The sequence below is a fragment of the Bacillus sp. JAS24-2 genome, from assembly GCF_008274905.1.
Classification (GTDB): domain Bacteria; phylum Bacillota; class Bacilli; order Bacillales; family Bacillaceae_G; genus Bacillus_A; species Bacillus_A cereus.
The window spans coordinates 1870766-1896230 of sequence record NZ_CP031068.1; the positions used below are offsets into that span (position 1 = coordinate 1870766).

Here is a 25465-nt window from a genome sequence, read left to right on the forward strand (position 1 = left end):
AGGTGTTTAAATAAGGAAAGTGAATTTCTTTAAAGGAATATTAATTTAGGATGTGTTGAGGTGAAAAAAATGAAAAAGTAAGGGGTATACGCTAAAAAAGTTCATATAAGGGAGAATATAAATGGAAATTCAGTTTAATCCAATCTTAAAAAAGGAATTAACAATTCAAGATATTCAAAATGAAATGGAATCAGGAAAGTTAACTTCAAAAGAGCTAGTGATGTATTATCTTTATAGAATCGCAAAGTATGATCAAAACGGACCGAAAATCAATTCAATTTTAGAAATCAATCCAGATGCAATTTTTATTGCAGAAGCGTTAGATTATGAAAGAAAGACAAAAGGTATAAGGGGTCCATTACATGGAATACCTGTTTTGCTTAAGGATAATATTGAAACGAATGACTCCATGCATACAAGTGCAGGTACAATAGCTCTAGAACAAAATATAAGCAGTGAAGATGCATTTCTCGTTACTCAACTGCGAGAAGCAGGAGCGGTGATAATAGGAAAAACAAATATGACAGAATTAGCAAATGCAATGTCTTTTGAAATGTGGGCTGGATATAGTGCAAGAGGTGGTCAAACAATCAATCCATACGGAACGGGCAAGGATCCTATGTTTGTTGGCGGATCTAGTACAGGATCTGCAATAGCAGTTGCTGCTAACTTTACAGTAGTATCTGTTGGAACAGAAACCGATGCTTCTATTTTGAGCCCCGCTGTTCAAAATTCTGTAGTAGGTATTAAACCGACTGTCGGTTTAATTAGTCGTAGAGGAATTATTCCATTTACTTATTCGCAAGATACAGCTGGACCATTTGCTAGAACGGTAACCGATGCTTCTATTTTGCTAGGGAGTTTAATTGGGGTAGATGAGAAAGATGTTGCTACTCATAGAAGTGAAGGTAGGGCAGAGCATGATTATACAAAATATCTTGATGTTAATGGCTTAAATGGAGCGAAGATTGGTGTGTTTAACGCTGCACCAAAAGATTATTACGAAAATGGTGAGTATGATGAAATCTTGTTTAAGGAAACGATCCAAGTATTACGTAATGAAGGAGCGACAGTAGTAGAAAATATTGATATTCCTTCTTTTCATAGGAAATGGAGTTGGGGAGTTCCGCTTTATGAACTGAAGCATAGTTTAGATAACTATCTTTCTAAATTACCTTCTACTATTCCGGTACATTCTATTTCGGAGTTAATGGAGTTTAATAAAAACATAGCAGAAAGAGCTTTAAAATATGGACAAACCAAGTTAGAGGGAAGAAAAGACTTTCCAAATACGTTACGAAATCCAGAATATTTAAATGCGAGATTAGAAGATATATATTTTTCTCAAGAACAAGGCATTGATTTTGCATTGGAAAAATATAATCTTGATGCGATACTGTTTCCTTCCTATATAGGTTCTACTATATGTGCGAAAGCGGGTTATCCGTCTATAGCAATACCAGCAGGGTATATGGAAAGCGGGAGACCTTTTGGAATTACGATTGCAAGTACTGCCTTTAGTGAAGGGATATTAATTAAGCTAGCTTATGCTTTTGAACAAGCGACAAAGCATAGAAAAATCCCTAACTTATCATGAATAGAATAAACAAAGAGGACAGGAATCCCTGTCCTCTTTGTTTTAGTGATTAAAGTGAAATATCGTTCTGCTCTGTCTTATGATATTTTAATAAACTAAAAGATAAACAAGCGGAACATAAAATAAGAATAGAAGCGATGATATAAATTGTACGAACACCGAACATATCAGTGATAATGCCAATGCTAAGCATAGATAGTCCAGAGGCTGTTGAAAGAAGTGCACCATGTGCTGTATACATTTTGGATAATAAAGCAGGGGCGACACTTGATTGTAAAACAGTCGTTTGGGAAATATCTCTAATTTGATAACATGGTCCCATTAGAACACATAGAAAAAGCGCAATAAATCCGCTACTTGTCATACCGTATAAAAATGTAAGAATACTAAACATAAGAGAGCCAATCGACATAGATCGTATTAAATTGTTTTGAATATAGGAACTCATTTTCCAGGCTAATAGACCACCGATTAACGTGCCAACATAATAACTTGTATTAATATATCCCCACCATTCTTCGCCCTTATGAAGGATAGTCGTAACGTATGCCATCGTAATAGCACCAATCCATATTGTCCCTGCGAAAGTTTCGATTAAGTCCATATATGTAACGGTACGGAGAGAAGGATTTTGAAATAGGAGTTTCCAACCTTCCAATAAAACAGTACTTTTGGAAGAGGGAGAATCTGCTATTCTTTCAGTATGTATGGAACGTAATGAAAAATGTAATGCAATGCATCCGAAAATCATTAAAATGTTATTAATCATGAGTGTAGAAGTAGCGCCAATGAGAAGAACGACAATACTCGTAAATGAATAAGCAACGGCTTGCACAATTTGTGTTGAAAAGGAAAAGATACTATTTACTTTTACTAATTTTTCTTTCGGTGTAAGGCGCGGGAGAATACCGTATAATAACGGAGCACTCCACCCACTACATAATGAAATGACAAAAATAAAAGTTAATAGAGCTATAATGTTTGTGGATAAGACCGGGAACAAAATCATTAATAATAGTAAAAAGACTGTTTTCAGCCATTGGAGCGTATATAACAGCGTATAAGATGGAAAACGATTTATTATAAGTGGTGCAGAGATGTTAGCAATTAGATTTGTGATAACTTGTAATAATGGAAAAAGAGCAGTAATAGTAGCTGATTTAGTTGCTATATAAATATGAGTTGTAATAATCATTACATATACGATGTCAGCGAGAGTAATGCATATTTTGGAACCTAAATAGTAGATTAGTGACAGGTTTCTCAATAAGATTATCACCTCTATAAAAAATAGTATTTAGTAATTAGAATAATTGTAATTTAAAAATTAAAATTTTTAAAGAATTTAATTTTTTGTCACTTTTTGAAAGGGATTTTCATGTATAATGAAGAATATATCGATATAGTATTATATTAATGATCATTGTAACAGTGAGTATGTACAATAGCTTGTAGCAAACGCCCAAGTGTAAGAAAGGGCGGATAAACCATTCTTTTCTTCATATACATATAGAAAATGAGAAAGAAAGTGAGGGTTGCATATGGCTGCTTGGGTAATTTGGTTTATAATAGCTGGTATTTTATTTATCGCAGAAATGTTGTCGATTACATTTTACATGCTTTGGCTTGGAATTGGAGCTGTTGTCGGAGGTCTTATTGCTTTGTTTGCTCCTGATGCACTACTGTTACAAGTTACTGTTGGTGCAATTGTAAGTTTAACTTTGACATTCTTTACGAAAAGAATTTCAAAAAATTTTCGAGAAGCAAAAGGTTTTACTGATACAGTAGATATGCTTGTTGGTAAAAAAGGGATTGTTATGCAAGCGATTACAAATGAAGCGAATGGTATTGTGAAGGTGGATGGAGATACTTGGACAGCTATTGCAGATTCTTCAATTGATGCTGGAGAAAAAGTCGTTGTTATAAAGAGGCATAGTACTATATTACAAGTGAAAAAGGAGAGTGAATAAATATGGTAGCATTAACGTTAACGATTATATTCGCACTAATTGTAGTTACATTTATCGCATTAACAATTAAAATTATTCCTCAGCAAAAAGTTGGGGTTGTTGAAAGATTTGGTAAGTTTCAACGTATCATGCACCCAGGGTTAAATATTTTAATACCAATTGTAGATCGTGTTCGTGTATATCATGACTTACGTATTCAACAAACGAATGTACCACCGCAAAAGGTAATTACGAAAGATAATGTTCAAGTAGAAATTGATACTATTATTTTCTATCAAATTGTTGAACCAGAACTTGCGACATATGGTATTTCAAACTATGAATATGGTGTTCGTAATATTACTTCAGCAACGATGCGTCAAATCATCGGTAAAATGGAACTGGATGAAACGTTATCTGGTCGTGAAAAAATTTCAACAGAAATCCGTTTAGCGCTTGATGAAGCAACAGAAAAATGGGGCGTACGTATTGAACGTGTCGAAGTTGTTGATATTAACCCGCCAAAAGATGTGCAAGCATCAATGGAAAAACAAATGAAGGCTGAGCGTAATAAACGTGCGATTATTTTAGAAGCTGAAGCAGCAAAACAAGATAAAGTCCTTCGCGCTGAAGGGGAAAAGCAAAGTAAAATCTTGATGGCTGAAGGGGATAAAGAAGCGCGTATTCGCGAAGCTGAAGGTATAAAAGAAGCAAAAGAATTAGAAGCACAAGGGGAAGCACGAGCAATTGAAGAAATTGCAAAAGCAGAACAAAATCGTATTGAATTGCTTCGTGAAGCGAATTTGGATGAGCGTATACTTGCTTACAAATCATTTGAATCATTAGCTGAAGTTGCAAAAGGACCAGCAAATAAAGTCTTTATTCCGTCTAATGCAATTGAAACACTTGGTACTCTGGGGGCAATTGGAGAAATATTTAAAGAAAAACAAGCGAAGAAACTACCTTCAAATGATACAGGAAAAGAACAATAAAAGTGAGGAAGAGAAATGGGATACCATTTCTCTTTTTTTTGCGTATATTCCAAAAAGCTTGTACATATCCATGTATAAAGAAGGTGATGCAGTGAAAAAGTATGCAACTCGAATACATGGGAAGAAACTGATTTCGTTACTCCTTTTATATGGGCTAATAGTAATTATGATAGCGTCGATTTTGACGTCATTTTTACATACAATGAAATCGAATTATGCAAATCAATGGTTTGGAAAAGTATCGATGCAAGGTTTTGTTCAAATGATAGAAAGTGAGAATCGCTATTACGGATTTGATTATTTTAAGCAGAATAAAAGAGAGTCAGTTGGGAATTTAATGTTCTCTATTGCGACAGATTTGAAAATTAAAGATTTAAGAACATTCGTCGGTAAAGAAGTACCTGGTATGTCAAAGTATTATTCTAATATTATCGTAGCTGGGGAAGGGACAAACTTGACGAATATCCCAAATGAATCTAGTGTACCGATTGAAGAAGTAACGAAAGAAAGGGAAGTAGCAAAAGATAAAGTTACAGAAGCGGAAAAGAATAATCCGGTTCAGAAAAAGAACGGAGCGAAAAAAGGTGAAAGTGCAGTATATATTTATCATACACATAGCTGGGAATCCTTCTTTCCATTATTACCAGGGGCTACGGATCCATCAAGTCCAGATGTAAATGTGTCCTTACTAGGGAAACGTATGAAAGAGCAACTTGAAGGACAAGGAATTCCGGTAGTTCACGATAAAACGAATATGGGTGATTTATTAGCGAGTAAAAAATGGAAATGGCCGCAATCATATAAAGCGTCTCATGAATATGTAAAAGAAGTATTAGCACAAAATAATAAAATTGCGTTTCCAATTGATATACACCGTGACGATCAGCGTAAGAAAGTAACAACAAAAGTAATTAACGGAAAATCGTATGCAAGATTATATTTTATAATTGGGATGGAAAATGAAGGCCGTGCTGAAAATGAAAAAATTGCAAGAGCCATCAATAGTTATTTAGATGAAAACTACTACGGATTAAGTAGAGGGATTTTTCCAAAGTATAAAAAAGATGGAAATGGTGTTTATAACCAAGATTTATCGAAAAATGCGATGTTAATTGAAGTTGGTGGTGTTGATAATACGTTAGATGAATTATATAACACAATTGATGTGTTAACAGAAGCGTTTAGTAAATATTATTGGAATGATGCGGAAAAAGTGAATGGATGAGGGACGGGAGACCGTTCCTTTTTTATTTTGGAATCTTAAAAAGTGATATAATGGAATTTTATGAATGTTAAATAAAGGGAGAGAGAAACATGCAAATACTACTAATACGCCACGGAGAATCAGAAGCTGATATTTTACATGTGCATGAAGGTCGAGCTGATTTTGAGTTAACTGACAAAGGGAGACAACAAGTACAAAGACTTGTACAGAAAGTGAAAAAAGATTTTGCGCCAGATTTCATTTGGGCAAGCACATTAAAACGCGCTCGTGAAACGGGTGAAATATTAGCAGAAGCAATTGGTTGTCCAATTCAATTAGAAGAGGAATTAATGGAGTTTAATAATGGAGTGCAAGCAGGCTTATCATTTGAAGAAGCAAAGAAATATCCAGAGCCAAAGTTTCTTCATGACCGTTTTGAAAACGGAGAATCATTTATTGAGTTTCGAATGAGAATAGAAGGAATCTTTTCTAAAATTATGATAGAGAATACATATGATCGAATTGCAATTGTTGCCCATGGAGGCGTAATTAATAGTCTATTACGTGCATTTTTCAAAATGCCAATTTCAATGGACTACTATTTCAAAATGGGAGATACGGGAATAAGTTTAATTGAAATTGAGGGTGAACAAAAAACGGTGCATTTCATTAATGATACGAATCATTTGGACGGGATGTAAAGACTTATGTACAAAGTTGTATTTTTCGATGTTGACGGTACGTTATTAAGTGAGATTGATAGAAGCATGCACGAAAGTACAAAAGAAGCGATACGAAGGTTAATAGATAAAGGAATTCACGTAGTTGTTACAACTGGAAGACCGTATAGTTTATGCTCACAATTTAAGGAACTAGGTATAAATACGTTTATTTCAGCAAATGGTGCACATATAAAATGTGGGGAAGAAGTTATACATAAATCAGTACTTTCAAGCGAAATCGTTCATGATATTTCAAATTTTGCTGAATTACATGGTCACAGTGTTTCTTACTTTACAGAAGAATTTGCAATGAATAATATTGCTTCCAAAGATGAACGTGTCATGCGAGCGTTAAATGAAACTTTAAATTTAGAGCGGTATCCTGACAAAGTTAGAAACTTATCAGATGAGATGTATTGCATATGTCTGTATGCTGATGATACAGAAGCTCAAAAATTCATTGAAAGATATCCAGCACTTACGTTTGAGCGTTTTCATGGTTACGTTATAAATGTATTGGAAGATAGTAAAGTATCGAAGCTAACTGCAATTCAAAAAGTATTGGAACATTTAAACATTAGTAAATTAGAAGCCATTGCTTTTGGCGATGGTGGAAATGATATTGAGATGTTGCAGTATGTAGGATTAGGAGTTGCGATGGGAAATGGTGGAGAGGAGTTGAAGAGATGGGCTGATTTCGTTACAACGAAGGCGAGTGAAGGCGGAATTTCTTATGCCTTAAAGAAGTTGCGAATTATTTAAAACTAATAGTTAGTCAGTGTGAAAAATCCTGTTTTAATAATGGCTTTTGTTAATATGTATACTGTTTTAGGGAATTATTTGAGCTCTCCTACTTACAATTTAACTGCAGAACAAATCCTTTATTTTCGCTTAGCAGGGCTGTTTGGTATGTTGCTGTCACCACTTGCAGGTCGTTTAACAAAGAGGTTTGAAGTAAGAAAGGTTCTTCAAGGAGGATTGTTGATTGCTATTTTTAGTCTAAGTTCAATGGGCTTTGTTTCGGATCTATCTCTACTTGTAATGATGAGTGTCTGTTTTGTAATAGGTATTGCTATATCCGTTCCGTCTTTAGTTTCTCTTGTAGGTCAATTAGGAGGGAAAGCAAGGGGAATATACTTTTATTTTATTTTTAGGTACTAGTATAGGACCTATCATTTCTATTTATCTTATGAAAATAGGAGGTTATGCTCAAACATTTATTTTATTAGGAATGATACTTTTTATTGGTTTTGTAGCTTCTCTATTTATAATTAATGAATGAGTGGAAAATCACTCAAATAAAGGAATGCGAGGATCTTTCATATGCTCGCATAATAAAATATGAATTTGTCCACGATGATGATAAAAGTGTGCAACGATTTCAAGTAACCATTCAAAGCGCGAATAAGAAATCCCCCAATAGGCAGTCATAACTTCTGCTAATTCTATTTGGGAGTAGGAAAGAAATGTTTTAGAGAGAAGGTTGTATCCTTCAATCATCGTTTGTTGCATGTGAGCAACTGTTACGGGCGTATGTTCTATATAAAAGGTATGTAATTCTTTTTCTGAAATACCATTTAAAATGAGTAAATCAGCATGACAAATAAGAGAAAGATGTGCACACATTTCAAATAATGATCGTTTTGAGTGAATCGGTTGTATTTTTAAATCGTTTTCACTATATTGGTTAAGCATATAAATAGAAGTATCAATAGCAACTTTTAGTTGATGCAATGCAGATTGAACAAACATTGTAATTCTCCTCGTCTCCGTATATAATAGTTTCTTGAGGATATTATATCATACTCAAAATTCCGAAAATTCTAGTAGTTTGACTAGCATAATGAAAAGTATTATATTGTAAAAGGTCATATGAAACGTGAAATAGAATGGAATGCAATTATTGAGTTAGGAGTTAGACCAATGAGTTTGAAATATGGAAGAGATACAATTGTAGAAATTGACTTAAATGCTGTAAAACATAATGTAAAAGAATTTAAAAAACATGTAAATGATGAAGAAATTAAGATGATGGCTGCTGTAAAAGCGAATGGGTATGGCCATGGGGCAGTTGAAGTTGCCAAAGCTGCAATTGAAGCGGGAATACATCAACTTGCAGTTGCATTTGTAGATGAAGCAATAGAATTAAGAGAAGCAGGAATTACTGTACCAATTTTAATTTTAGGATACACACCAGTAGCGGCTGTAGAAGATGTAATTCAATATGACGTTATGATGACTGTTTATAGAGTAGAAGATTTACATGGTATAAATGAAATTGCAAACCGTCTTCAAAAGAAAGTACAAATTCAAGTGAAAATTGATACAGGAATGAGTCGTATCGGTTTACAAGAAGAAGAAGTTAAACCATTTTTAGAAGAATTAAACCGTATGGAGTATGTAGAGGTAGTAGGGATGTTTACGCATTACTCTACGGCAGATGAAATCGATAAATCATATACGAATATGCAAACAAGTTTATTTGAAAAAGCTGTTAATACAGCGAAAGAATTAGGAATTCAAATACCATATATTCATAGTTCAAATAGTGCGGGATCAATGGAATTAAGTAACACATTTCAAAATATGGTACGCGTTGGAATAGGAGTGTACGGTATGTATCCATCAAAAGAAGTGGATCATTCAGTCGTTTCTTTACAGCCTGCGTTGTCGTTAAAATCAAAAGTAGCTCATATTAAACATGCGAAGAAGAATCGTGGTGTAAGTTATGGGAATACGTATGTAACAACTGGTGAAGAATGGATTGCGACTGTACCAATTGGTTATGCTGATGGTTATAATCGTCAATTATCTAATAAAGGCTATGCGTTAATTAATGGGGTTCGAGTACCTGTTATTGGCCGTGTTTGTATGGATCAGTTAATGTTGGATGTTTCAAAAGCGATGCCAGTACAAGTAGGAGACGAAGTAGTATTCTACGGTAAACAAGGTGAAGAAAATATCGCAGTAGAAGAAATAGCGGATATGTTAGGTACAATAAACTATGAAGTTACATGTATGCTAGATAGAAGAATTCCGCGTGTCTATAAAGAAAATGACGAAACAACTGCAGTTGTAAATATATTAAGAAAAAACTGAATCATTTCGATTCAGTTTTTTTATTCATATCAAATGCGAATATACCCTCGTTATGTAATACGGAGTAAACTTTGCGAAACACACTTTTTAGTTCAACTAAATTAAACTATCACCGGCAGAGATGACCAGTCCCGCAACAAAGATCTAATATACGAGAGTAGGGAAGAGCATCTTGTAAAACGAGGCTGGATAGGAGTATTCAACAAAATGTCCCCAATGTTTATTATAGATGTCTGCTAAAATATCATAATTAGAATAAATTGTTTTTTTAACATATGTATTCACCTAAAAATTAATTAAATTATAATAGTCATGCCTCGTGTTAATTTCAAAACCACATTGTGTATATAGTTTTAAAGCGTGGATATTTTTCGTTTCGACGTCTAACTCAATTGTTGAAACTCCTTCTGTAATAAGAGTATGTACTATATTACAAAGAATATCTTTTCCGTATCCTTTACCTTGATAAGAAGGATGAACGGCGAATCCTGATAGTGTAGTAGATTGCTCTTGTTTAGAAACTGTAATTGTTCCTATCACTTTTCCAGCAATAAGGGCACTGTAAACTTGATGGGAAGATGAATTCATCATTTTTTGTAACCATGTAGCCGTATTTTCTACTGAATCACCAAAAGCTTTACTAGAAATTTCAATAAGATCAAGAAGTGATTCTGAAGGTGCAAGAGTAAGCTGTATATTATTATCTGTTGTTTTTTGAATTTCGTTTGTTTTGAACTCCATACTATATTCACTATATAAATATGGTAACTTCATATGTTTTACAAATTCATTCCCAGAAATAGAATCCCCATTAATAATAAGAAGAGCTTCATCTGTCTCTCTATTTTGTATTTCTTTCATTGCAGTTTGTAAAAGGATAGTTCCGAAACGTTGTTTTCTAAAATGAGGATGTACAAAGCCTATTAGTTCAAGCTTTGTTGGTCTTTCGAAATCATACATATTTAAAGCGCCAATTAATTGAGTACCGTTATAAAGAAGAAAATCGTTTATATAATCTTCATTTCGATTTTTTAAAAAGTTGATATGTAAATCTGAAGAGTAATCAAGATTGTCTTGTTGCCCACAAATATAAGCCAAATCCTTCATTTGCTGTATTTCACTTTCTGTTACATAACGCTTTTTCTGAATATCCATTGTATACTCCCTCTCATTTGTATTTAAAAATAGGATGGGTGACTTAACCATTTCTTTAATTCCACATTACCTTGCACAGATAACAGTCGGTATAAATAACGATAAGGCTGTCTATATTCTTCTAATTGAGGAATAGACATAATTGTTTCGTAACCACTTTTAAAGGCATGTGCTTCTTTTTCGGTAAGTACATATTCTAGTCCGATAAAATCAAGTTCTCGCGGAGCAACAGCGTAAGCTTCACTATCTACTAAACCCGTAATAGTTGTACCGTCAGATAAAAATTGAGTAGGATCCATATCAATTAAGACGAGTGTAGATTCCTTTGGTACGGACAGGGAAGAAAGTTGTGATTCAAAGGTAGGGAATGCATTTTTTATGCTTTCATCATTGGAATAAAACATATTCGCAAGCTCTTTACTCACGTTTAAAATATGTGATTGGAATTCATCTAGTGGAACTTGGAACGTGCCTGACGGATTTCCTATGAAATCGGCTTTAAATTTATGTATTTCTGCAAGTCCTTTTCCTAGGCTGAATAAAATAGAATCTGGTTGCTCGATAAAAGATTGAACTGTGTTACCTACTAACTTTTCGACCACCACAAATTCACGGCTATTTAAAACATGTTTTTCTAATATTGTTGGGATAGGAAGATTCGTATGTTCTTGCAGCAATGTATGTACAGTTTCTAAATGATGGACGTTCCTTGGATCAATTCCAAATAGATTTTTACATCCCCACCAAAAATCATTATTTGGTTCTTCATTCATTTTAGAAGCACGAACGATAACTTCTGTATCTTCTGTTTGAACGAGAAAAACATCACTTGCATGATCTTCATAACCTGGGTGCAAGGCTTGAACGGATAGAATAGGTGAATTGAATAGTTGTTGTAACATGAAAAGACTCCTTTTTCTGTAAATTCCATAAATTCATTATATAACAGATGATGTGTTATGAGGATAAAGATAAAAAGATTGAAAGCATACTTACATTTATAGTGAAAATTCATTAAAAATATTATATTTCTCTATTTTTGTATGAATTGTCTAAAAATAATGGTGGTAATACTTGAATGTAAGACTGGTATCTTTAAATCTATGAAGAGTAAAAGTAAAATTAAGCATTCATTTATAAGATTGTGAATCACAATAATGTAGACTATAGAAAATATTTCTCAATAATAAAATGAAGAGAAAAGCATGAAGAAGTAGAATGCATTCATTTATAATAGACTTAAATTAATTAATATAATTAATTGTTAATTTTATTATATTAATTGGATAGGAGAGAATGTTATGGCAAATGTACTCGTAATAAATTTTCCTGGGGAAGGTCATATTAATCCGACTTTAGCTGTTGTAAGTGAGTTAATTCAGCGAGGGGAAACAGTTGTTTCTTATTGTATTGAAGATTATAGAAAGAAGGTTGAAGCAACAGGTGCGGAATTCCGAGTGTTTGAGAATTTTCTCTCTCAAATTAATATTATGGAACGAGTAAATGAAGGTGGGAGCCCTTTGACGATGCTATCTCATATGATTGAAGCATCAGAGCGTATTGTTACTCAAATTGTAGAAGAAACAAAAGGGGAAAAATATGATTATTTAATATATGATAATCATTTTCCAGTAGGACGTATTATAGCGAATATTTTACAATTACCAAGCGTTTCATCCTGTACAACGTTTGCTGTTAATCAGTACATTAATTTTCATGATGAGCAAGAAGCGAGACAAGTAGATGAAATGGATCCATTATATCAATCTTGTTTAGCGGGAATGGAAAGATGGAATAAGCAGTATGGAATGAAATGTAATAGTATGTATGATATTATGAACCATCCTGGTGATATTACGATTGTATATACTTCAAAAGAATATCAGCCACGTTCAGAGGTATTTGATGAATCGTATAAATTTGTAGGTCCATCAATTGCTACTCGAAAAGAAGTGGGGAGTTTTCCTACCGAAGATTTAAAAAATGAAAAAGTGATTTTCATTTCTATGGGAACAGTTTTTAATGAACAACCTGCTTTGTATGAAAAATGTTTTGAAGCGTTTAAAGATGTTGATGCGACAGTCGTATTAGTCGTTGGTAAGAAGATAAATATAAGTCAATTTGAAAATATCCCGAAAAACTTTAAGTTGTATAATTATGTCCCGCAATTAGAAGTTTTACAGCATGCTGACGTATTCGTGACACATGGTGGTATGAATAGTTCGAGTGAAGCGTTATATTACGGTGTTCCATTAGTTGTAATTCCGGTAACAGGAGATCAGCCATTCGTTGCAAAACGATTGACTGAAGTAGGGGCAGGAATAAGACTTAATCGCAACGAGTTAACTTCTGAATTGTTACGTGAGACTGTAAAGAAAGTAATGGAGGATGTGACGTTTAAGGAGAATAGTCGTAAAGTGGGAGAGTCGCTTAGAAATGCCGGTGGATATCAAAGGGCAGTTGAGGAAATATTCAAATTAAAAATGAAGCCGTACGTAAAGATTAAATAGATGTTAAAAACACACTTACTTTTAATTTGTAAGTGTGTTTTTAGTATTACGCGTTACATGTGTTACATAAAAATAGCGATAAAGGAGAAACTTTTGTGTATATAAATCGATACCTTTGAATTAGTAGTAAAATTACGTTAAAATAATACTAAGAAAATATATAAGTTTTGGGGGTAATGAATGAAGAAAGTATTTGAATACGTATTATTAACAATTGGCTCAATTATAGTAGCAGGTTCATTAGAGCTTATTTTAGCACCTAATGGATTAGTAGATGGCGGGGTAACGGCTATTGCTATTATGGCAAATAAAGTCGCAGGATTGCCGCTTTATGGTGTGTTCTTAGGAATTAATATCCCAATTTTATTATTTACTGCAAAAGTAATGGGAAAGAAATTTTTTATCCGTACATCTTATGCGAATGTAGTTACAACACTCGGATTAATTTATTTAAAACCATTTCCAGCAATTACGACTTCTGAGTTATTAATTGTACTTTATGGTGGAGTACTGTTTGGAATTGGTGTTGGGATTGTTGTTAAAATGGGTGGAGCAATTGACGGTTCGGAAATGTTAGCAGTTTGGATGAATAAACACTTTAATGTACCGATTAGTACATTTTTACTTGCAGTAAATGCAGTTATTTTCATCTTTGTTGCCATTTTATTTTCAATCGAACAAGCGATGTTCTCATTAGCAATTTTCTATATTGTTACGAAGATGATTGATTTTATATTAGATGGTATTAATCAAGGTAAGAGCGTTATGATTATTTCTGGTAAGAATAAAGAAATAGGCGATTTACTTATGAAAGAATTGCAACTATCTGTTACGTATCTACATGGAGAAGGTGGTTTTTTAGGGGAGCATAAGAGAATCATTTATTGCATTACAAACCGATTCATTTATCCGAAAATGAAAGATCTCGTTCTCTCTGTAGATCCAGCCGCTATAATCGAAGCTTCCTATTCAACAGAAACGACTGGTGTGAAACGTCCGGGAAGGAAAGCTAGGTCAGGTGAATAACTAGAAGAAGGCTGTCCAAAAAGTTATTTTGGAACAGCCTTCTTTTTTATTTTGTTGAATTGTTAACATGTTACAAGTTAAATCCACTGTTAAAAAGTTTCCTTGCAACTAGGAAACCAAGCGTCTTTTAATAATGTAGCCAACGTTTCAATTTTATTTTCTGGAATACTACCAAAGCCGAGTAATACGTATGATTCCTTACGTAAATCATTCACGAAATCATATGGAGAAAGTGGGTATAATTTAACGCTTTGTTTTTTAGCGGATTCAATCAGTTCATTTTCATTCATACTGTTATGGACACATAAAACAATATGAAGTCCGGACTGTTCGCCAAGAATTTGAACATTAGCCCCCATTTCTTTCATAATGGATTTTACTAACGCATGATGTTTTCTTTTATATAGTGTACGACTCCGATTAAGGTGACGTTCCCAATTCCCGCTTTGTATAAAGTTAGCAAAAGCAAGTTGTTGTATTGTAGCGACTGTTTGTTTGAAAATTCCATGCAGTTCTTGATATGTTTTTAAAAGGTGTGGTGGTAAAACAACATATCCCATTCGTAAAGAAGGTAAAAAAGATTTTGAGAAAGTCCCCATATAAATAACGCGTTCATTTGAATCAAGACTTTGTAAAGAAGGAATCGGCTTACCAGCGTAGCGAAACTCTCCGTCATAGTCATCTTCAATAATGTATCCGCTGCAATCATTAGCCCACTTTAACAATTCTAATCTTCTAGATAAAGGCATAATAATCCCGAGTGGAAATTGGTGTGATGGTGTAACGTATGCGACATTGGAATTTGTATTGTATAAACTAGAAATATCAATCCCTTTTTCATCCAATGGTATGGGATGAATTTGTCTATCACAGCTTTTAATGATTGCGTGTATACGGTGAAATCCAGGGTTTTCAATGCCGTATTCTTTTGTAGGGCCAAGCAGTTGAAGTAGTAGCCAGAGAAGTGGCTGCGTTCCGGCGCCAATCACAATTTGATCAGGTGAAGAATGGACACCGCGAGAATGATATAAATATGTTGATATATGCTCTCGAAGAGCGAATTCACCTTGAGGGTCTTCTTTGGCAAATAGTGCATTTTCGTATGTAAGTATGGATTCTTGTAATGCTCGTTTCCAATTTGTAATCGGAAATGCATTTTGATCAATAAGTCCTTGGCTACAATCATATTCAAATTTTTCGTCTATCAAATTGCTCGTCTTCTTTTCTGCATTTCGTTTTTTATTTGGGATAACGTCAATATCGAAATTTGCTACAAAAATACCACGTTTCGGTTTACTTTCTGCATAACCTTCAGCTAATAATTGTTGATAAGCTGATTCAACAGTAATGCGGCTAATATTAAGTTGTGATGCTAAATTTCTGTGTGAGGGTAGACGTGTGCCAACAGGAATAGTCCCTTGTATAATTTCAGCTTTTATATATTCGTAAATTTGCAAGTAAATAGGTGTGTTACTTTGTAATTGCAATGGGATAGTAAAATCCATATAAAACTCTCCTTTAAAACTGGCCTTATAAAAAACACTTAAACTGCCACTTAAGTAAAGGGCAGTTACTTTCTATAATAATGATATAACATTTAGAAAATTATTTAAATAGTTAAGGGAGAGTTAAAAATGAATGTTAAAGAAGTAGTAACAGAAGAGCAATTACATGAAGTATTACCTGTTTTACAGCAATTAAGAACGAAACTTTCAAAAGAGGAAACAAGCTCTTTATTTCGAAATATGAAAGAAGAAAATTATAAACTATTTTCGCTGCGTAATGAGAATGGTGAAGTTGTTAGCCTTGCAGGTGTAGCGATTTGTACGAACTTTTATAATAAGAAACACGTTTTCGTATATGACCTTGTAACAGCAGAAGCACATCGTTCAAAAGGACATGGGAAAGTATTACTTTCGTATATAGAGAACTGGGGAAAGGAAAACGAATGTGAGTCTATTGTCCTCACGTCAGCATTTTCAAGAATTGATGCTCATCGTTTTTATGAAAGAGAAGGGTATGATAAGGTGAGTTATTCTTTTCATAAAGAATTATAAAAAATAAGAAGAAGTTGTCCCGCAAAAGTTGGGAACAGCTTCTTCTTATTTTTTAAGTTATTATTGAACCGTAAATAGGTTGTAAGTTATGGTATATGTATTTGAAAAGGTTATATAGTGTATTTTGTCGAATTGTTTTAATTTAATAAAGAGGATGATTGGAGCGCTTATACTTGAAAAAAATAAAGAAACTATCAATCCCTAATGATGCTAGAGTTATTGTCATATCTGATATTCATGGAGAATTAAATCTTTTAAAAGAAGCACTACATAAAGTTAACTTTAAAGATGAAGATTATTTAATTATTAATGGAGATCTTTGCGAGAAAGGACGAGATAGCGTAGGCGTAGTAAACTACGTTATGAATCTTGTAAAGAACAATTCAAAGGTTCACGTTGTTGAAGGGAATTGTGAAGTTTTAGTTGATGCTCTTCTAAATGAAAATCCTGGTCTTATTAATTATTTATGTACGAGGAAGCATTCAATTTTTAATGAATGGCTAGAGCAATTGGGTTTTTCAGTTCATGAGGGCACTTCAATTCGTGAAGTGAAAGAAGCATTGTTAAGTGAATTTTCACAAGAACTATATTGGCTAACAGAGTTGCCAACAGCGATTGAAACAGAAGATTATATTTTTGTGCATGCCGGTCTAGAAGATAGAGTAGATTGGAAAGAAACTGAGCGCAAAAATGCGATAGCAATGCCGGAGTTTTTCAATCAATCACATAAAGCAAATAAGTATGTAATAGTCGGTCATTGGCCTGTCGTGAACTATTCTGAAGAAGCACCGTCTAATAATCCAGTTATTGATAAGGAGAAAAAAATTATTGCAATTGATGGAGGAAATGCAATTAAAGAAGCAGGGCAATTAAACGTATTTATTATTCAGAGGAAACAAACGGGCGATACGTTTTCTTATACATATGTAGACTATTTTCCAGAGTACGAAGTAATAGCGGATTTTAATGCGAATTCAGAAATGCAGGGCGGAGTGACATATCCGTATTATTACATAGAGCCTATCGAGAAGATGCAAGATTACACCGTATGTAAACAAAAGGAAACGAATAATGTGCTCACTGTAAAAAATGAATATATGAAACAACTTAAGTCAGGTGAATATACAGTGAAAACCGATATTTCTTGTGCGCAAATAAGCGTTAGGAAGGGAGATATCGTTTCTCTCATTGATGATAGCTGTTCAGGATATGATTTAATTAAAAAAGATGGCGTAGAGGGTTGGATAGAGAAAGGGATTTTAGTTGAGATAGAAAAAGTGAAAAATAAAACATTAAGCTGAAATAGGAGTAGATTGCTTGCTGTCTTTAATAAGTAAATAAATCGTACTCGGCAGAATGATAAGCGTCATTCCTAAAAGAATTGCTAGTATAGCATAACCTCTATAGGGAGCAGAAACGATAAAAGGAAGTATCGCTAAAAAAATACCTGCTATCATCATTGAAATACTACTAATATTTGAAGCTCTTTTTTCAAGGTGCTTATCATTCCATTCTAATGAAACGGTTGATTTAGTCGTATCAATTTTGGAACTGAAATAACCTATTAATATAAATAAAAGCCCTAATGCTAAAAATATGAAATGATCAAGAGGAAGTGAAAAGCCAAGAGCGATGAGGGCGATGACAATATCGACAAAAAATAAGAATAGTAACATTGTGTTGCCGATCCAATGGAGAAATTTTTGGTTACTCGCTGCTTTAGATAAAGCTAAAAATACAAAGAATAAGAAGGAACATATAATTATATTTACGATTACAAAAGTGCTTTTATCCATTGTTGATGTAGGCGTTCCATTAAAGTTCCATTTCGTAACAATACTTAATGGTAAGAAGAAATAGAGAATAATATTTGTCGTAACAATAGTAAGAAATAAAGCAATACTAAATCGTTTATTCATTGAATCACCAGCTTTCTACATGAATAATTCGTACCTTATAACAAAATTATACAATATAATAAATGATATTTGTTTTGATTTTTCAGAAAAAATATTATAATTATATATGAAATAAAGAGGAGTGTAGGAGGAAATTATGAATAGCGTAATAGTAAAAGGGGATAAAGTAACAATTCGTACAATTGAAGAATCAGATATAAAAACATTATGGAATCTCGTGTTTAAAGAAGAAAATCCAGAATGGAAAAAATGGGATGCACCGTATTTTCCGTTTTCAATGCAAGAATACTCATCCTATAAGGAAAAGATGCAAACTCGTTTGCAAGAAGAACCACTGTCAAATTTAATTATAGAAAATAACGGTCAAATTATAGGGACGGTCGGATTTTATTGGGAGCATAAACCGACGCGTTGGTTGGAGATGGGAATTGTTATTTATAATCCAACTTACTGGAATGGTGGCTACGGTACAGAAGCGTTAACGTTATATCGAGATTTATTATTTGAAAAGATGGAAATTGGTAGAGTAGGGCTCACGACTTGGTCTGGTAATGAACGAATGATGAAAGTAGCGGAGAAAATAGGAATGAGCTTAGAAGGTAGAATGCGAAAGTGTCGTTATTATAACGGAACATACTATGATTCTATTCGAATGGGCATGATTCGTGAAGAATGGGAAGCGCTATGTGTAACGAAGGGGTGAGAAAGATTGTACGCTATTATTGCTACATTTGATCGTGTGTTTACTAATAAAATTACAGAACTGCAAAATGAATTAACAAATGTAATTGGAACAAATCAACTAGCTGGAGTAGAACCTCATATAACGATTGCGGATTATAATGAGTTAGATGTTCATTTGTATACTGAGAAACTAGGGGAGTTTGTAGCTATTCAAGAAAATATGGACGCAGTAACTTTTCTTTCTGTTGGAATTTTTCCTACTAATGGAACGGTCTTTCTAGCGCCGACCGTTACCGATGAATTGTTAAAACTTCATTATTCTTATCATGATTATTTTAAAACTTTTCATGACAACCCAAATTCATATTACGTACCGGGAAAATGGGTTCCGCATTGTACAATTGCAAATAGATTACATACAAAGCAGTTTTTAAGTGTAATGGAATATATTTATGGAAAGTTTGATTTTGCAACAGCTTCAATTGAGAAATTAAAATTAATTAAGGTGAATTATGAAAATGGTTTTGCCGTTTCTTCTAGTATATTAGCAGAATATAATTTAAAGAGAATGGAGACATCGAGATGACATATATAATTAGAGAAATGAAGCAAGAAGACATTCATGCTGTACAATCAGTAGCAAAAATAGCTTGGCATGATACATATGAAGGCATTATTCCAAGAGAAATTCAAGACAGTTTTTTAGACGAGGCATATTCTGATGAAAAAATGAAATATCGTCTTAAAAATACGCATTTATTCGTTGCGGAAGAAGAAGGAGAAGTAATAGGGTTTGCGAACTTTTCACCTGTTAGACTACAAAATGAAGCGGAATTAGGTGCGATTTATTTGTTACCAGATCAGCAAGGAAAAGGGATCGGAAGTGCTTTATTACAAAAAGGAATTAAAGCATTAAATGGGATACGGAAATTGTACATACATGTAGAAGCAGCAAATGAAAAAGGAAAACGCTTTTATGAAGCGAAAGGTTTTGCTGAATTAGAGCAATTTGAAGAAGACTTTGAAGGACATATGATGCAGACAGTAAGGATGGTTTTATACGTATAAGGAGAACTAGTAATGAAAATTTTTGATTTTAGTGAAAAAGTAGGAAAGCACCTATCAGTATTTCAATCTAATTTCATCATGTCGAAAATAGTAAACCATCGAGGAAATATACATATCGGTGCTATGCATTTACACGAGAATGGAATCATCGGTAATCATGAAGCAGTTGTATCTCAACTGCTTCTTATTGTGGAAGGAGCTGGATATGTATGTGGGGTAAATAAAGAAAAGATAAAGATAGAGGCGGGACAAGCTGTGTTTTGGGAAAAGGGAGAGCTCCATGAAACAAGTACAGAACACGGATTAACAGCAATTGTTATGGAAGCGGAGAATCTTGAACAAGCGATAGTAATGCCTATTATTCAAGGGGAGTTGTAAAAATGATAATTAAGGCGAATCAAGAAGATACCAATGAAATATTAAAATGTGCGGCTCAATCGCTTTTTGAAGGGACGAGAGGCAATTGTCAATTAAGTACCGAGAAAGCGATTGAAATTACAAAGCCGATTGTAGAAAAAGGAGCATACTATTTAATCGTTAAAGAAAAAAATAAAGTAATGGGATGGATATTAATAGGGGAAAATACAGACTATTTTTCTCGTGAAAAACTTGGATTTATATATGAATTGTACGTTTTCCCAGAATATCGCGGGAGAGGATTATCGCGAGAACTGATGGAAGCTGGTATTAAGGAATTAAAGGAGAAGTATTTAGAAATTCGGTTGAATGTATTTGCTGGGAATTTTGCAAAAGAGATGTACGAAGAGTTTGGGTTTGTTGAAAGGCAGGTAATTATGACTTTGAAGTGAGTATTATATTCTGAATGGGAGAAAACAATGATTTAGTGGCTACTTTATCGCTGGAATTTAAAGCGATAAAGTATAAAATAGATGGTTTGCCTTTATTTTATAGTCGATTTATAGAGTGTGCTTAAAAAACAAGTAAATTAGTATTATACAATATATCGTTATTATAGTAAAAGAGAAATTTTGGAAAAATATCATTTTTTTGTTTAGAAATTTTTAAATTATTGATATAATCAATTTGTAGAATTGATTATTGGTTAATTTTACTATTTTTTAATTTTAAGGGGGATTTAATAATGGCAGGACAAATTCGTATGTCACCAGAGGAGCTTAAATCGAAAGCGACTCGATATGGACAAGGTGCAAATCAAATTGAGGACATTTTACGTCAACTACAAAACTTACAAAATGAATTAAGAGGAGAATGGGAAGGTCGTGCTTTCGAAGGTTTTGACCAACAGTTCAATCAATTAAAGCCAAAAGTACAAAACTTCGCACAGCTATTACAAGAAATTAATATGCAGCTTAATAAAACTGCAGAAGCTGTTGCTAGACATGACGAAGATCTTTCTCGTAATTTCGGTCTACAATAAGACAGATAAAAAGAAATATATAATTTAGCCATGCAACCATACGTTGTATGGCTAAATTACTTTAAAACTAGAGTAAGATACGAAGTCTTTCATTAGATAGACTCGCAGTCGCAGGAGTGATAAGTAGTGAAAAAGTTCAAATGGAGCATCTTGTTGTTTATTATTTTAGCTCTTGTACTATCGACAGGGGTCTCCTATTTAGCATTAAATCAAAATGTTAAGAAAGCTAATGAGAATACTACACCAAAAATGACAGTTGCGTTGGTAAATGAAGATCAGGGCACTGTATTTGAGGGCAATAAAATAGCGTTTGGAGATCAATTTGTTAAAAATGTAAATAAAAATACGAAACAAGAATGGTACGTAGTTAGTCGCGGGGTAGCGGAAAATGGATTAAAAAATAATAATTACAATATGATGATTGTTATTCCAAATGATTTTTCTAGGAAGGCAGTTGCGATTGATTCAGAGATTCCAGAGAAATTAACGTTAAACTACAAAGTAAATGCAACTGGGAATAAGGATTTGAAAGCTGAGGCAGAAAATACAGCTTCTGTTATTTTAGAAGATTTCAATAAGCAAATAATTGACGTTTATTTTGCGAGTATTATCGGTAAGCTACAAGGTGCACAAGATAATATAGGTAAAATAATTGAAAAAGGAAACGTTCAAACAACTATGTATAAAAAAGATATACATAGTCCGTTAGCAAATTACACAAATCAATTTAAAACAGTACAGGATTATACAGGTGTTTCTGTTAATAGTTTCAAAGGATTTCAGGATGTTTTAAAAGGTTTCGGTCAAGCGTTAGATGAAGGGAATAAATCTAACAGTACGTATTTAGATGGTTTTAATAACTTTCAAAAAATGCAAACTGATAACAATTTGTTAGCGAATAATTTCACAAATCAATTCAATCAATATATGAATGATATGAATACAGGCGATGCTTTAAAGCAATTAAGTGCATTGGAATCCGCTAATAAAATTATTTCAAATCAATTTACGTTTTCAGAGAAAGAACCGAATATTTTAACTGATGCTGCAGCGATTCAAAAATATTTAGCAGATGTAAAAAAACAAGTGTCTGAATATGATACAGAACTTGCAGGAAAGTTAGAAAGTGATATTCAAGAGACGGTAATTAAGAAGTTAAAGCAATCTATGTCGAATGATGGAAAGCAAGAAATCTTCATAAATACATTAATGAAACAACCAGATGCTCGAATAAAGAAACAAATCGAGAATTTAATTGCGAAATTACCTAGTTTAAACATGGAAGAAATCGGTCAAAGTGATTTGCCAGATACAACGAAATTACAACTGCAAAATGTAATTCAATTTACAAAAAAATATAATAAAGAAAATAATTTTTATTATGATCCTGTAAATAAAATATCTTTAGGAAACGCTATTAAAGAAGTAAAGGATAGACTTTATACAGAGGGAATTACATTTAGTGATACTGCGAAAGTAATTAAAATGGAATCTCCGCAAATTTTGAAGATAAAGATTCCAGAAGAATTTAAACTAGATGGAAGTACAGGATTCTTACATATTGATGGTGAGGATCGTACAAGTGATTTTCTTCAAAGCGAAGCAGGAGAAATTACAATAGCTCCTCGTAATGAAGGGGATATAAAGATTGATCTGCATGTGAAGTTAAAAGATCCAAACATCAATATAGATGTTTTCTCTCCTGTAATGTGGCAGTGGGAATTGAGTGGGACTCATAAAAAAGAAACTAGTCCTGAAAAAGAAAAACCTAACAAAGAAGATAAAGGAACACAAACGGAAAATAGCAAGGTGGAAAATGTGGTTCATAAATCACAGTATGGCATAATGCCGTTAGTACACAATGCTAAAACGCCTATTATCAAAAAAATGGAAAACACAACAGGCAATAATGAAGGAAGCCAAGGAGGCGGAACAGGGAAAGATAACGGAACCGGAGGAAACCCAGGAGGCGGAACGGGAACAGACAACGGAACCGGAGGAAACCCAGGAGGCGGAACGGGAACAGACAACGGAACCGGAGGAAACCCAGGAGGCGGAACGGGAACAGACAACGGGACCGGAGGAAATCCAGGAGGCGAAACGGGAACAGATAACGGTAAAGTTACTGAAAGTACAACGAATCAAGTAGTACATCAAAAAGCAGAAGTATTAACAAAAAATATATCTAGTGTATTAATAAAAGAAGCAGTAGATACAGTCGAAAGTTATCAAGGTTTAATGAGCCTTTACGAAATGTATTATGGGATTGATTTAAGAACGAAAGATGTAGGTCCTAAGTTAGAAGAGGGAAGTTTAGATGCAATTGCGACGGATCAATCTTTGTACTACGTATTAAATAAACAAAGTTTAATTGATTTAATTTCAAATCTTGTTTCATCAAGTATTACTACAGAAATAAAGCAAGATATGTCAGGTTTAAAACAAAAAATAAACTCTTATCAACAATCTATTACTAGTGCGGATCAAAATTCTATGCTACTAGCGGAGAAATTAAATGGAACGACGCAACAAGCAACTAGTATGAATGAAAATTTAGGAGAGTATTTAAAAGGTTTAGCGAAATGGCGTGAGAATAGCTTAAAGCTAGTTGAAGAGCAGCAAGTATTAACAACAAATCATGCTGGTGAGCAAACAGCTATTTTATCGTTAGATTCTGGTATTAAATCATTAATGATGCAAAGTCAGTCATTGGTCGAAAGTTCGAAGCATAGTTTAGCAACTTCAGACGATGTATATAAAACATTTGATCAAATTAATGGACAAGCAAAAGAAATTCAAGACAGCGGAACGACAATTGTTTCAAAAGCTGATCTATTATTAAATGACTTTACGAAGAAAATGGAAGATGATAAATCATTCTCCAAAAACTTTACGAAAATTTTAGCGAATAGCCGTATTGGAGATCGTCAAAATGAGATGCTATATAACTTTTTAGCTAGTCCAGTTCAAAAGCAAAATGATGGAGTAATTGTAGCAGGAAATGCTTTTACACCGTACTTAATTGTATTAACTTGTTTCATTGTTGCATTATTTACAGCATACGCAATTGCGAATCAAGAAAAGAAACGAATGCAATCAGATCATTTTGAAGAGAAATTCTCATTAATTGATATGAATGTACCAACTACAGTAGTAGCTTTCGGTATATCAATTGTGGAAGGGATTAGTATAGGTATCATTTCTGGGCGTCTTTTAAAGTTCGGTCAGGATCAAAGTTTACTATGGATTGCGTTCATCACATTTATTATGATGGCGTTTGTATTGGTCTCAACCTACTTATTACGACAAATAAAAATGGTAGGAATGTTTATACTATTAGTATTTTTAAGCATGTACCTATTTTTAACTGAGGCAGTTGGAAGTAAAGTAGATCAAATGTCGTCTGTCGGAAAGATACGTCAATTCTCACCGCTTCAGTATATAGAAAGTTTTCTAAATGATTTTATTAGTGGTAAAGATACTGGGAAAGTTATTTTTGTCGTATTGTTTGTAATTGCCATTATTGGATTGGTTAGTAATCTATTTGTATGGCATAAGAAATGGGAGGAAAAAGAAGTAAATGATCAAACAATGGAGCATAGTGGCTAAGTTATCATTTCTCTCTATCCTTTTACTGTTTGTCGCGCTACCGATAAGGAGCGCGGCTGACAGTTATCTTGGTGATGATGGGAAGATTAAGTTTAAAGTGGATCGACTTGAAGAAAGCGACCAAGAAAAAAATAAAAAGGAACATAAAGAAACAGAATTAGATAAAGCATCGATTGAGTTATTTAACAAAGATATTGAGGAAGAAATTGAGAAAAAGAAAAAGAAAGAACAAAAAGATATGGAAGCTTTGCGAGATTCTCTTTTTACAAAAACAAAAGAGAATAATAGTGTTAAAGATACGAAAAATAGTTTGTTTAGCAGTGAATACATTGTCAGAAAAAGTGCAGATGAAGTAGCGAGTAATGAAACAATGAATGAAGAGCCAATTAGTATAACAATAATATTATTATTTGGCGGCGGCATTCTACTTATTTGCATCGGTATTTATACAGTTCTTCGTAAAAGTTGGAGGTAA

Annotated in this window: 25 protein-coding genes and 2 pseudogenes; 20 read left to right on the top strand and 7 right to left on the bottom strand. The window is 33.5% G+C overall.

The window, feature by feature from the left end; genetic code table 11:
- The first annotated feature begins 121 nt into the window (after positions 1–121).
- On the top strand, positions 122–1597 hold the full coding sequence (locus tag DN407_RS09820) for an amidase family protein (RefSeq protein ID WP_000405402.1): 1476 nt from the start codon (positions 122–124) through the stop codon (positions 1595–1597).
- Between the two features lie 49 nt (positions 1598–1646).
- Here DN407_RS09820 and DN407_RS09825 read toward each other — a convergent pair whose 3' ends face one another.
- Positions 1647–2864, bottom strand: coding sequence for an MFS transporter (locus tag DN407_RS09825; protein ID WP_001245230.1), 1218 nt, complete (start codon positions 2862–2864; stop codon positions 1647–1649).
- A gap of 274 nt (positions 2865–3138) precedes the next feature.
- Between DN407_RS09825 and DN407_RS09830 the strand changes: the two genes are divergently transcribed.
- The 6 genes and pseudogenes from DN407_RS09830 to DN407_RS09855 form a co-directional block, all read left to right on the top strand.
- Positions 3139–3567, top strand: a complete 429-nt coding sequence (locus DN407_RS09830; protein WP_000741974.1) for an NfeD family protein — start codon at positions 3139–3141, stop codon at positions 3565–3567.
- Positions 3568–3569: 2 nt separating this feature from the next.
- Positions 3570–4538: an SPFH domain-containing protein gene (locus tag DN407_RS09835; protein ID WP_000226252.1), complete on the top strand. Its 969-nt coding sequence runs from the start codon at positions 3570–3572 to the stop codon at positions 4536–4538.
- Positions 4516–5763: a stage II sporulation protein P gene (spoIIP, locus tag DN407_RS09840; RefSeq protein ID WP_347402778.1), complete on the top strand. Its 1248-nt coding sequence runs from the start codon at positions 4516–4518 to the stop codon at positions 5761–5763. The genes DN407_RS09835 and spoIIP overlap by 23 nt, the downstream gene beginning before the upstream one ends.
- Positions 5764–5852: 89 nt before the next feature.
- Positions 5853–6443 (top strand): histidine phosphatase family protein, encoded by a 591-nt coding sequence (locus DN407_RS09845; protein ID WP_001166433.1) that lies wholly within the window; start codon positions 5853–5855, stop codon positions 6441–6443.
- Positions 6444–6449: 6 nt separating this feature from the next.
- Positions 6450–7226, top strand: coding sequence for a Cof-type HAD-IIB family hydrolase (locus DN407_RS09850; RefSeq protein ID WP_098507717.1), 777 nt, complete (start codon positions 6450–6452; stop codon positions 7224–7226).
- Between the two features lie 30 nt (positions 7227–7256).
- A pseudogene (locus tag DN407_RS09855) lies at positions 7257–7746 on the top strand (MFS transporter); the annotation flags it as partial.
- Positions 7747–7754: 8 nt separating this feature from the next.
- Here the strand turns inward: DN407_RS09855 and DN407_RS09860 are convergent.
- The gene (locus DN407_RS09860; RefSeq protein WP_000498002.1) at positions 7755–8216 is read right to left on the bottom strand and encodes a DinB family protein; all 462 of its coding nucleotides are present in this window, start codon (positions 8214–8216) and stop codon (positions 7755–7757) included.
- Positions 8217–8387: 171 nt separating this feature from the next.
- Between DN407_RS09860 and alr the strand changes: the two genes are divergently transcribed.
- Complete coding sequence (gene alr / locus DN407_RS09865) at positions 8388–9563, top strand: alanine racemase (protein ID WP_021727885.1); 1176 nt, start codon at positions 8388–8390, stop codon at positions 9561–9563.
- Positions 9564–9585: 22 nt separating this feature from the next.
- Here alr and DN407_RS09870 read toward each other — a convergent pair.
- The 3 genes and pseudogenes from DN407_RS09870 to DN407_RS09880 all read right to left on the bottom strand — a co-directional run.
- Positions 9586–9848: pseudogene (locus DN407_RS09870) on the bottom strand (class I SAM-dependent methyltransferase); the annotation flags it as partial.
- The gene (locus DN407_RS09875) at positions 9849–10718 is read right to left on the bottom strand and encodes a GNAT family N-acetyltransferase (RefSeq protein WP_000354431.1); all 870 of its coding nucleotides are present in this window, start codon (positions 10716–10718) and stop codon (positions 9849–9851) included.
- Between the two features lie 23 nt (positions 10719–10741).
- On the bottom strand, positions 10742–11620 hold the full coding sequence (locus DN407_RS09880; protein ID WP_087967974.1) for a nitrate reductase: 879 nt from the start codon (positions 11618–11620) through the stop codon (positions 10742–10744).
- A gap of 399 nt (positions 11621–12019) precedes the next feature.
- Between DN407_RS09880 and DN407_RS09885 the strand changes: the two genes are divergently transcribed.
- Both DN407_RS09885 and DN407_RS09890 read left to right on the top strand, forming a co-directional pair.
- Entirely contained in the window at positions 12020–13228 is a 1209-nt protein-coding gene (locus DN407_RS09885) for a macrolide family glycosyltransferase (protein ID WP_098435056.1), read from the top strand.
- A gap of 180 nt (positions 13229–13408) precedes the next feature.
- Positions 13409–14254, top strand: a complete 846-nt coding sequence (locus DN407_RS09890; RefSeq protein ID WP_000755125.1) for a YitT family protein — start codon at positions 13409–13411, stop codon at positions 14252–14254.
- A gap of 89 nt (positions 14255–14343) precedes the next feature.
- Here DN407_RS09890 and pdxR read toward each other — a convergent pair whose 3' ends face one another.
- Positions 14344–15759, bottom strand: coding sequence for a MocR-like pyridoxine biosynthesis transcription factor PdxR (gene pdxR, locus DN407_RS09895; RefSeq protein WP_149216202.1), 1416 nt, complete (start codon positions 15757–15759; stop codon positions 14344–14346).
- Positions 15760–15888: 129 nt separating this feature from the next.
- On the opposite strand from pdxR, the gene DN407_RS09900 reads away from it, so the two are divergent.
- Positions 15889–16311, top strand: a complete 423-nt coding sequence (locus DN407_RS09900; protein ID WP_058840366.1) for a GNAT family N-acetyltransferase — start codon at positions 15889–15891, stop codon at positions 16309–16311.
- Between the two features lie 173 nt (positions 16312–16484).
- Positions 16485–17612, top strand: a complete 1128-nt coding sequence (locus DN407_RS09905) for a metallophosphoesterase (RefSeq protein ID WP_000721385.1) — start codon at positions 16485–16487, stop codon at positions 17610–17612.
- On the opposite strand, the gene DN407_RS09910 is transcribed toward DN407_RS09905, so the two are convergent.
- On the bottom strand, positions 17604–18230 hold the full coding sequence (locus DN407_RS09910) for a DUF1648 domain-containing protein (protein WP_149216203.1): 627 nt from the start codon (positions 18228–18230) through the stop codon (positions 17604–17606). The two genes, DN407_RS09905 and DN407_RS09910, sit on opposite strands and share 9 nt — an antisense overlap.
- A 136-nt stretch (positions 18231–18366) precedes the next feature.
- Between DN407_RS09910 and DN407_RS09915 the strand changes: the two genes are divergently transcribed.
- From DN407_RS09915 to essA, 8 genes are all read left to right on the top strand, one after another.
- Positions 18367–18933, top strand: coding sequence for a GNAT family N-acetyltransferase (locus DN407_RS09915; protein ID WP_084064600.1), 567 nt, complete (start codon positions 18367–18369; stop codon positions 18931–18933).
- A 6-nt stretch (positions 18934–18939) separates the two neighbouring features.
- On the top strand, positions 18940–19500 hold the full coding sequence (locus DN407_RS09920) for a 2'-5' RNA ligase family protein (RefSeq protein WP_000270885.1): 561 nt from the start codon (positions 18940–18942) through the stop codon (positions 19498–19500).
- Complete coding sequence (locus tag DN407_RS09925) at positions 19497–19982, top strand: GNAT family N-acetyltransferase (RefSeq protein WP_000221048.1); 486 nt, start codon at positions 19497–19499, stop codon at positions 19980–19982. The genes DN407_RS09920 and DN407_RS09925 overlap by 4 nt, the downstream gene beginning before the upstream one ends.
- Before the next feature lie 12 nt (positions 19983–19994).
- A complete protein-coding gene (locus DN407_RS09930; RefSeq protein ID WP_000688082.1) occupies positions 19995–20360 on the top strand; it encodes a cupin domain-containing protein in 366 nt (121 codons plus the stop codon).
- 2 nt (positions 20361–20362) lie between these two features.
- Positions 20363–20791 (top strand): GNAT family N-acetyltransferase, encoded by a 429-nt coding sequence (locus DN407_RS09935; protein WP_000584232.1) that lies wholly within the window; start codon positions 20363–20365, stop codon positions 20789–20791.
- A gap of 293 nt (positions 20792–21084) precedes the next feature.
- Positions 21085–21381, top strand: a complete 297-nt coding sequence (locus DN407_RS09940) for a WXG100 family type VII secretion target (RefSeq protein WP_000918601.1) — start codon at positions 21085–21087, stop codon at positions 21379–21381.
- A gap of 126 nt (positions 21382–21507) precedes the next feature.
- Positions 21508–24990, top strand: coding sequence for a type VII secretion protein EsaA (esaA, locus tag DN407_RS09945; protein ID WP_149216204.1), 3483 nt, complete (start codon positions 21508–21510; stop codon positions 24988–24990).
- Entirely contained in the window at positions 24962–25465 is a 504-nt protein-coding gene (essA, locus tag DN407_RS09950; protein WP_000595658.1) for a type VII secretion protein EssA, read from the top strand. The genes esaA and essA overlap by 29 nt, the downstream gene beginning before the upstream one ends.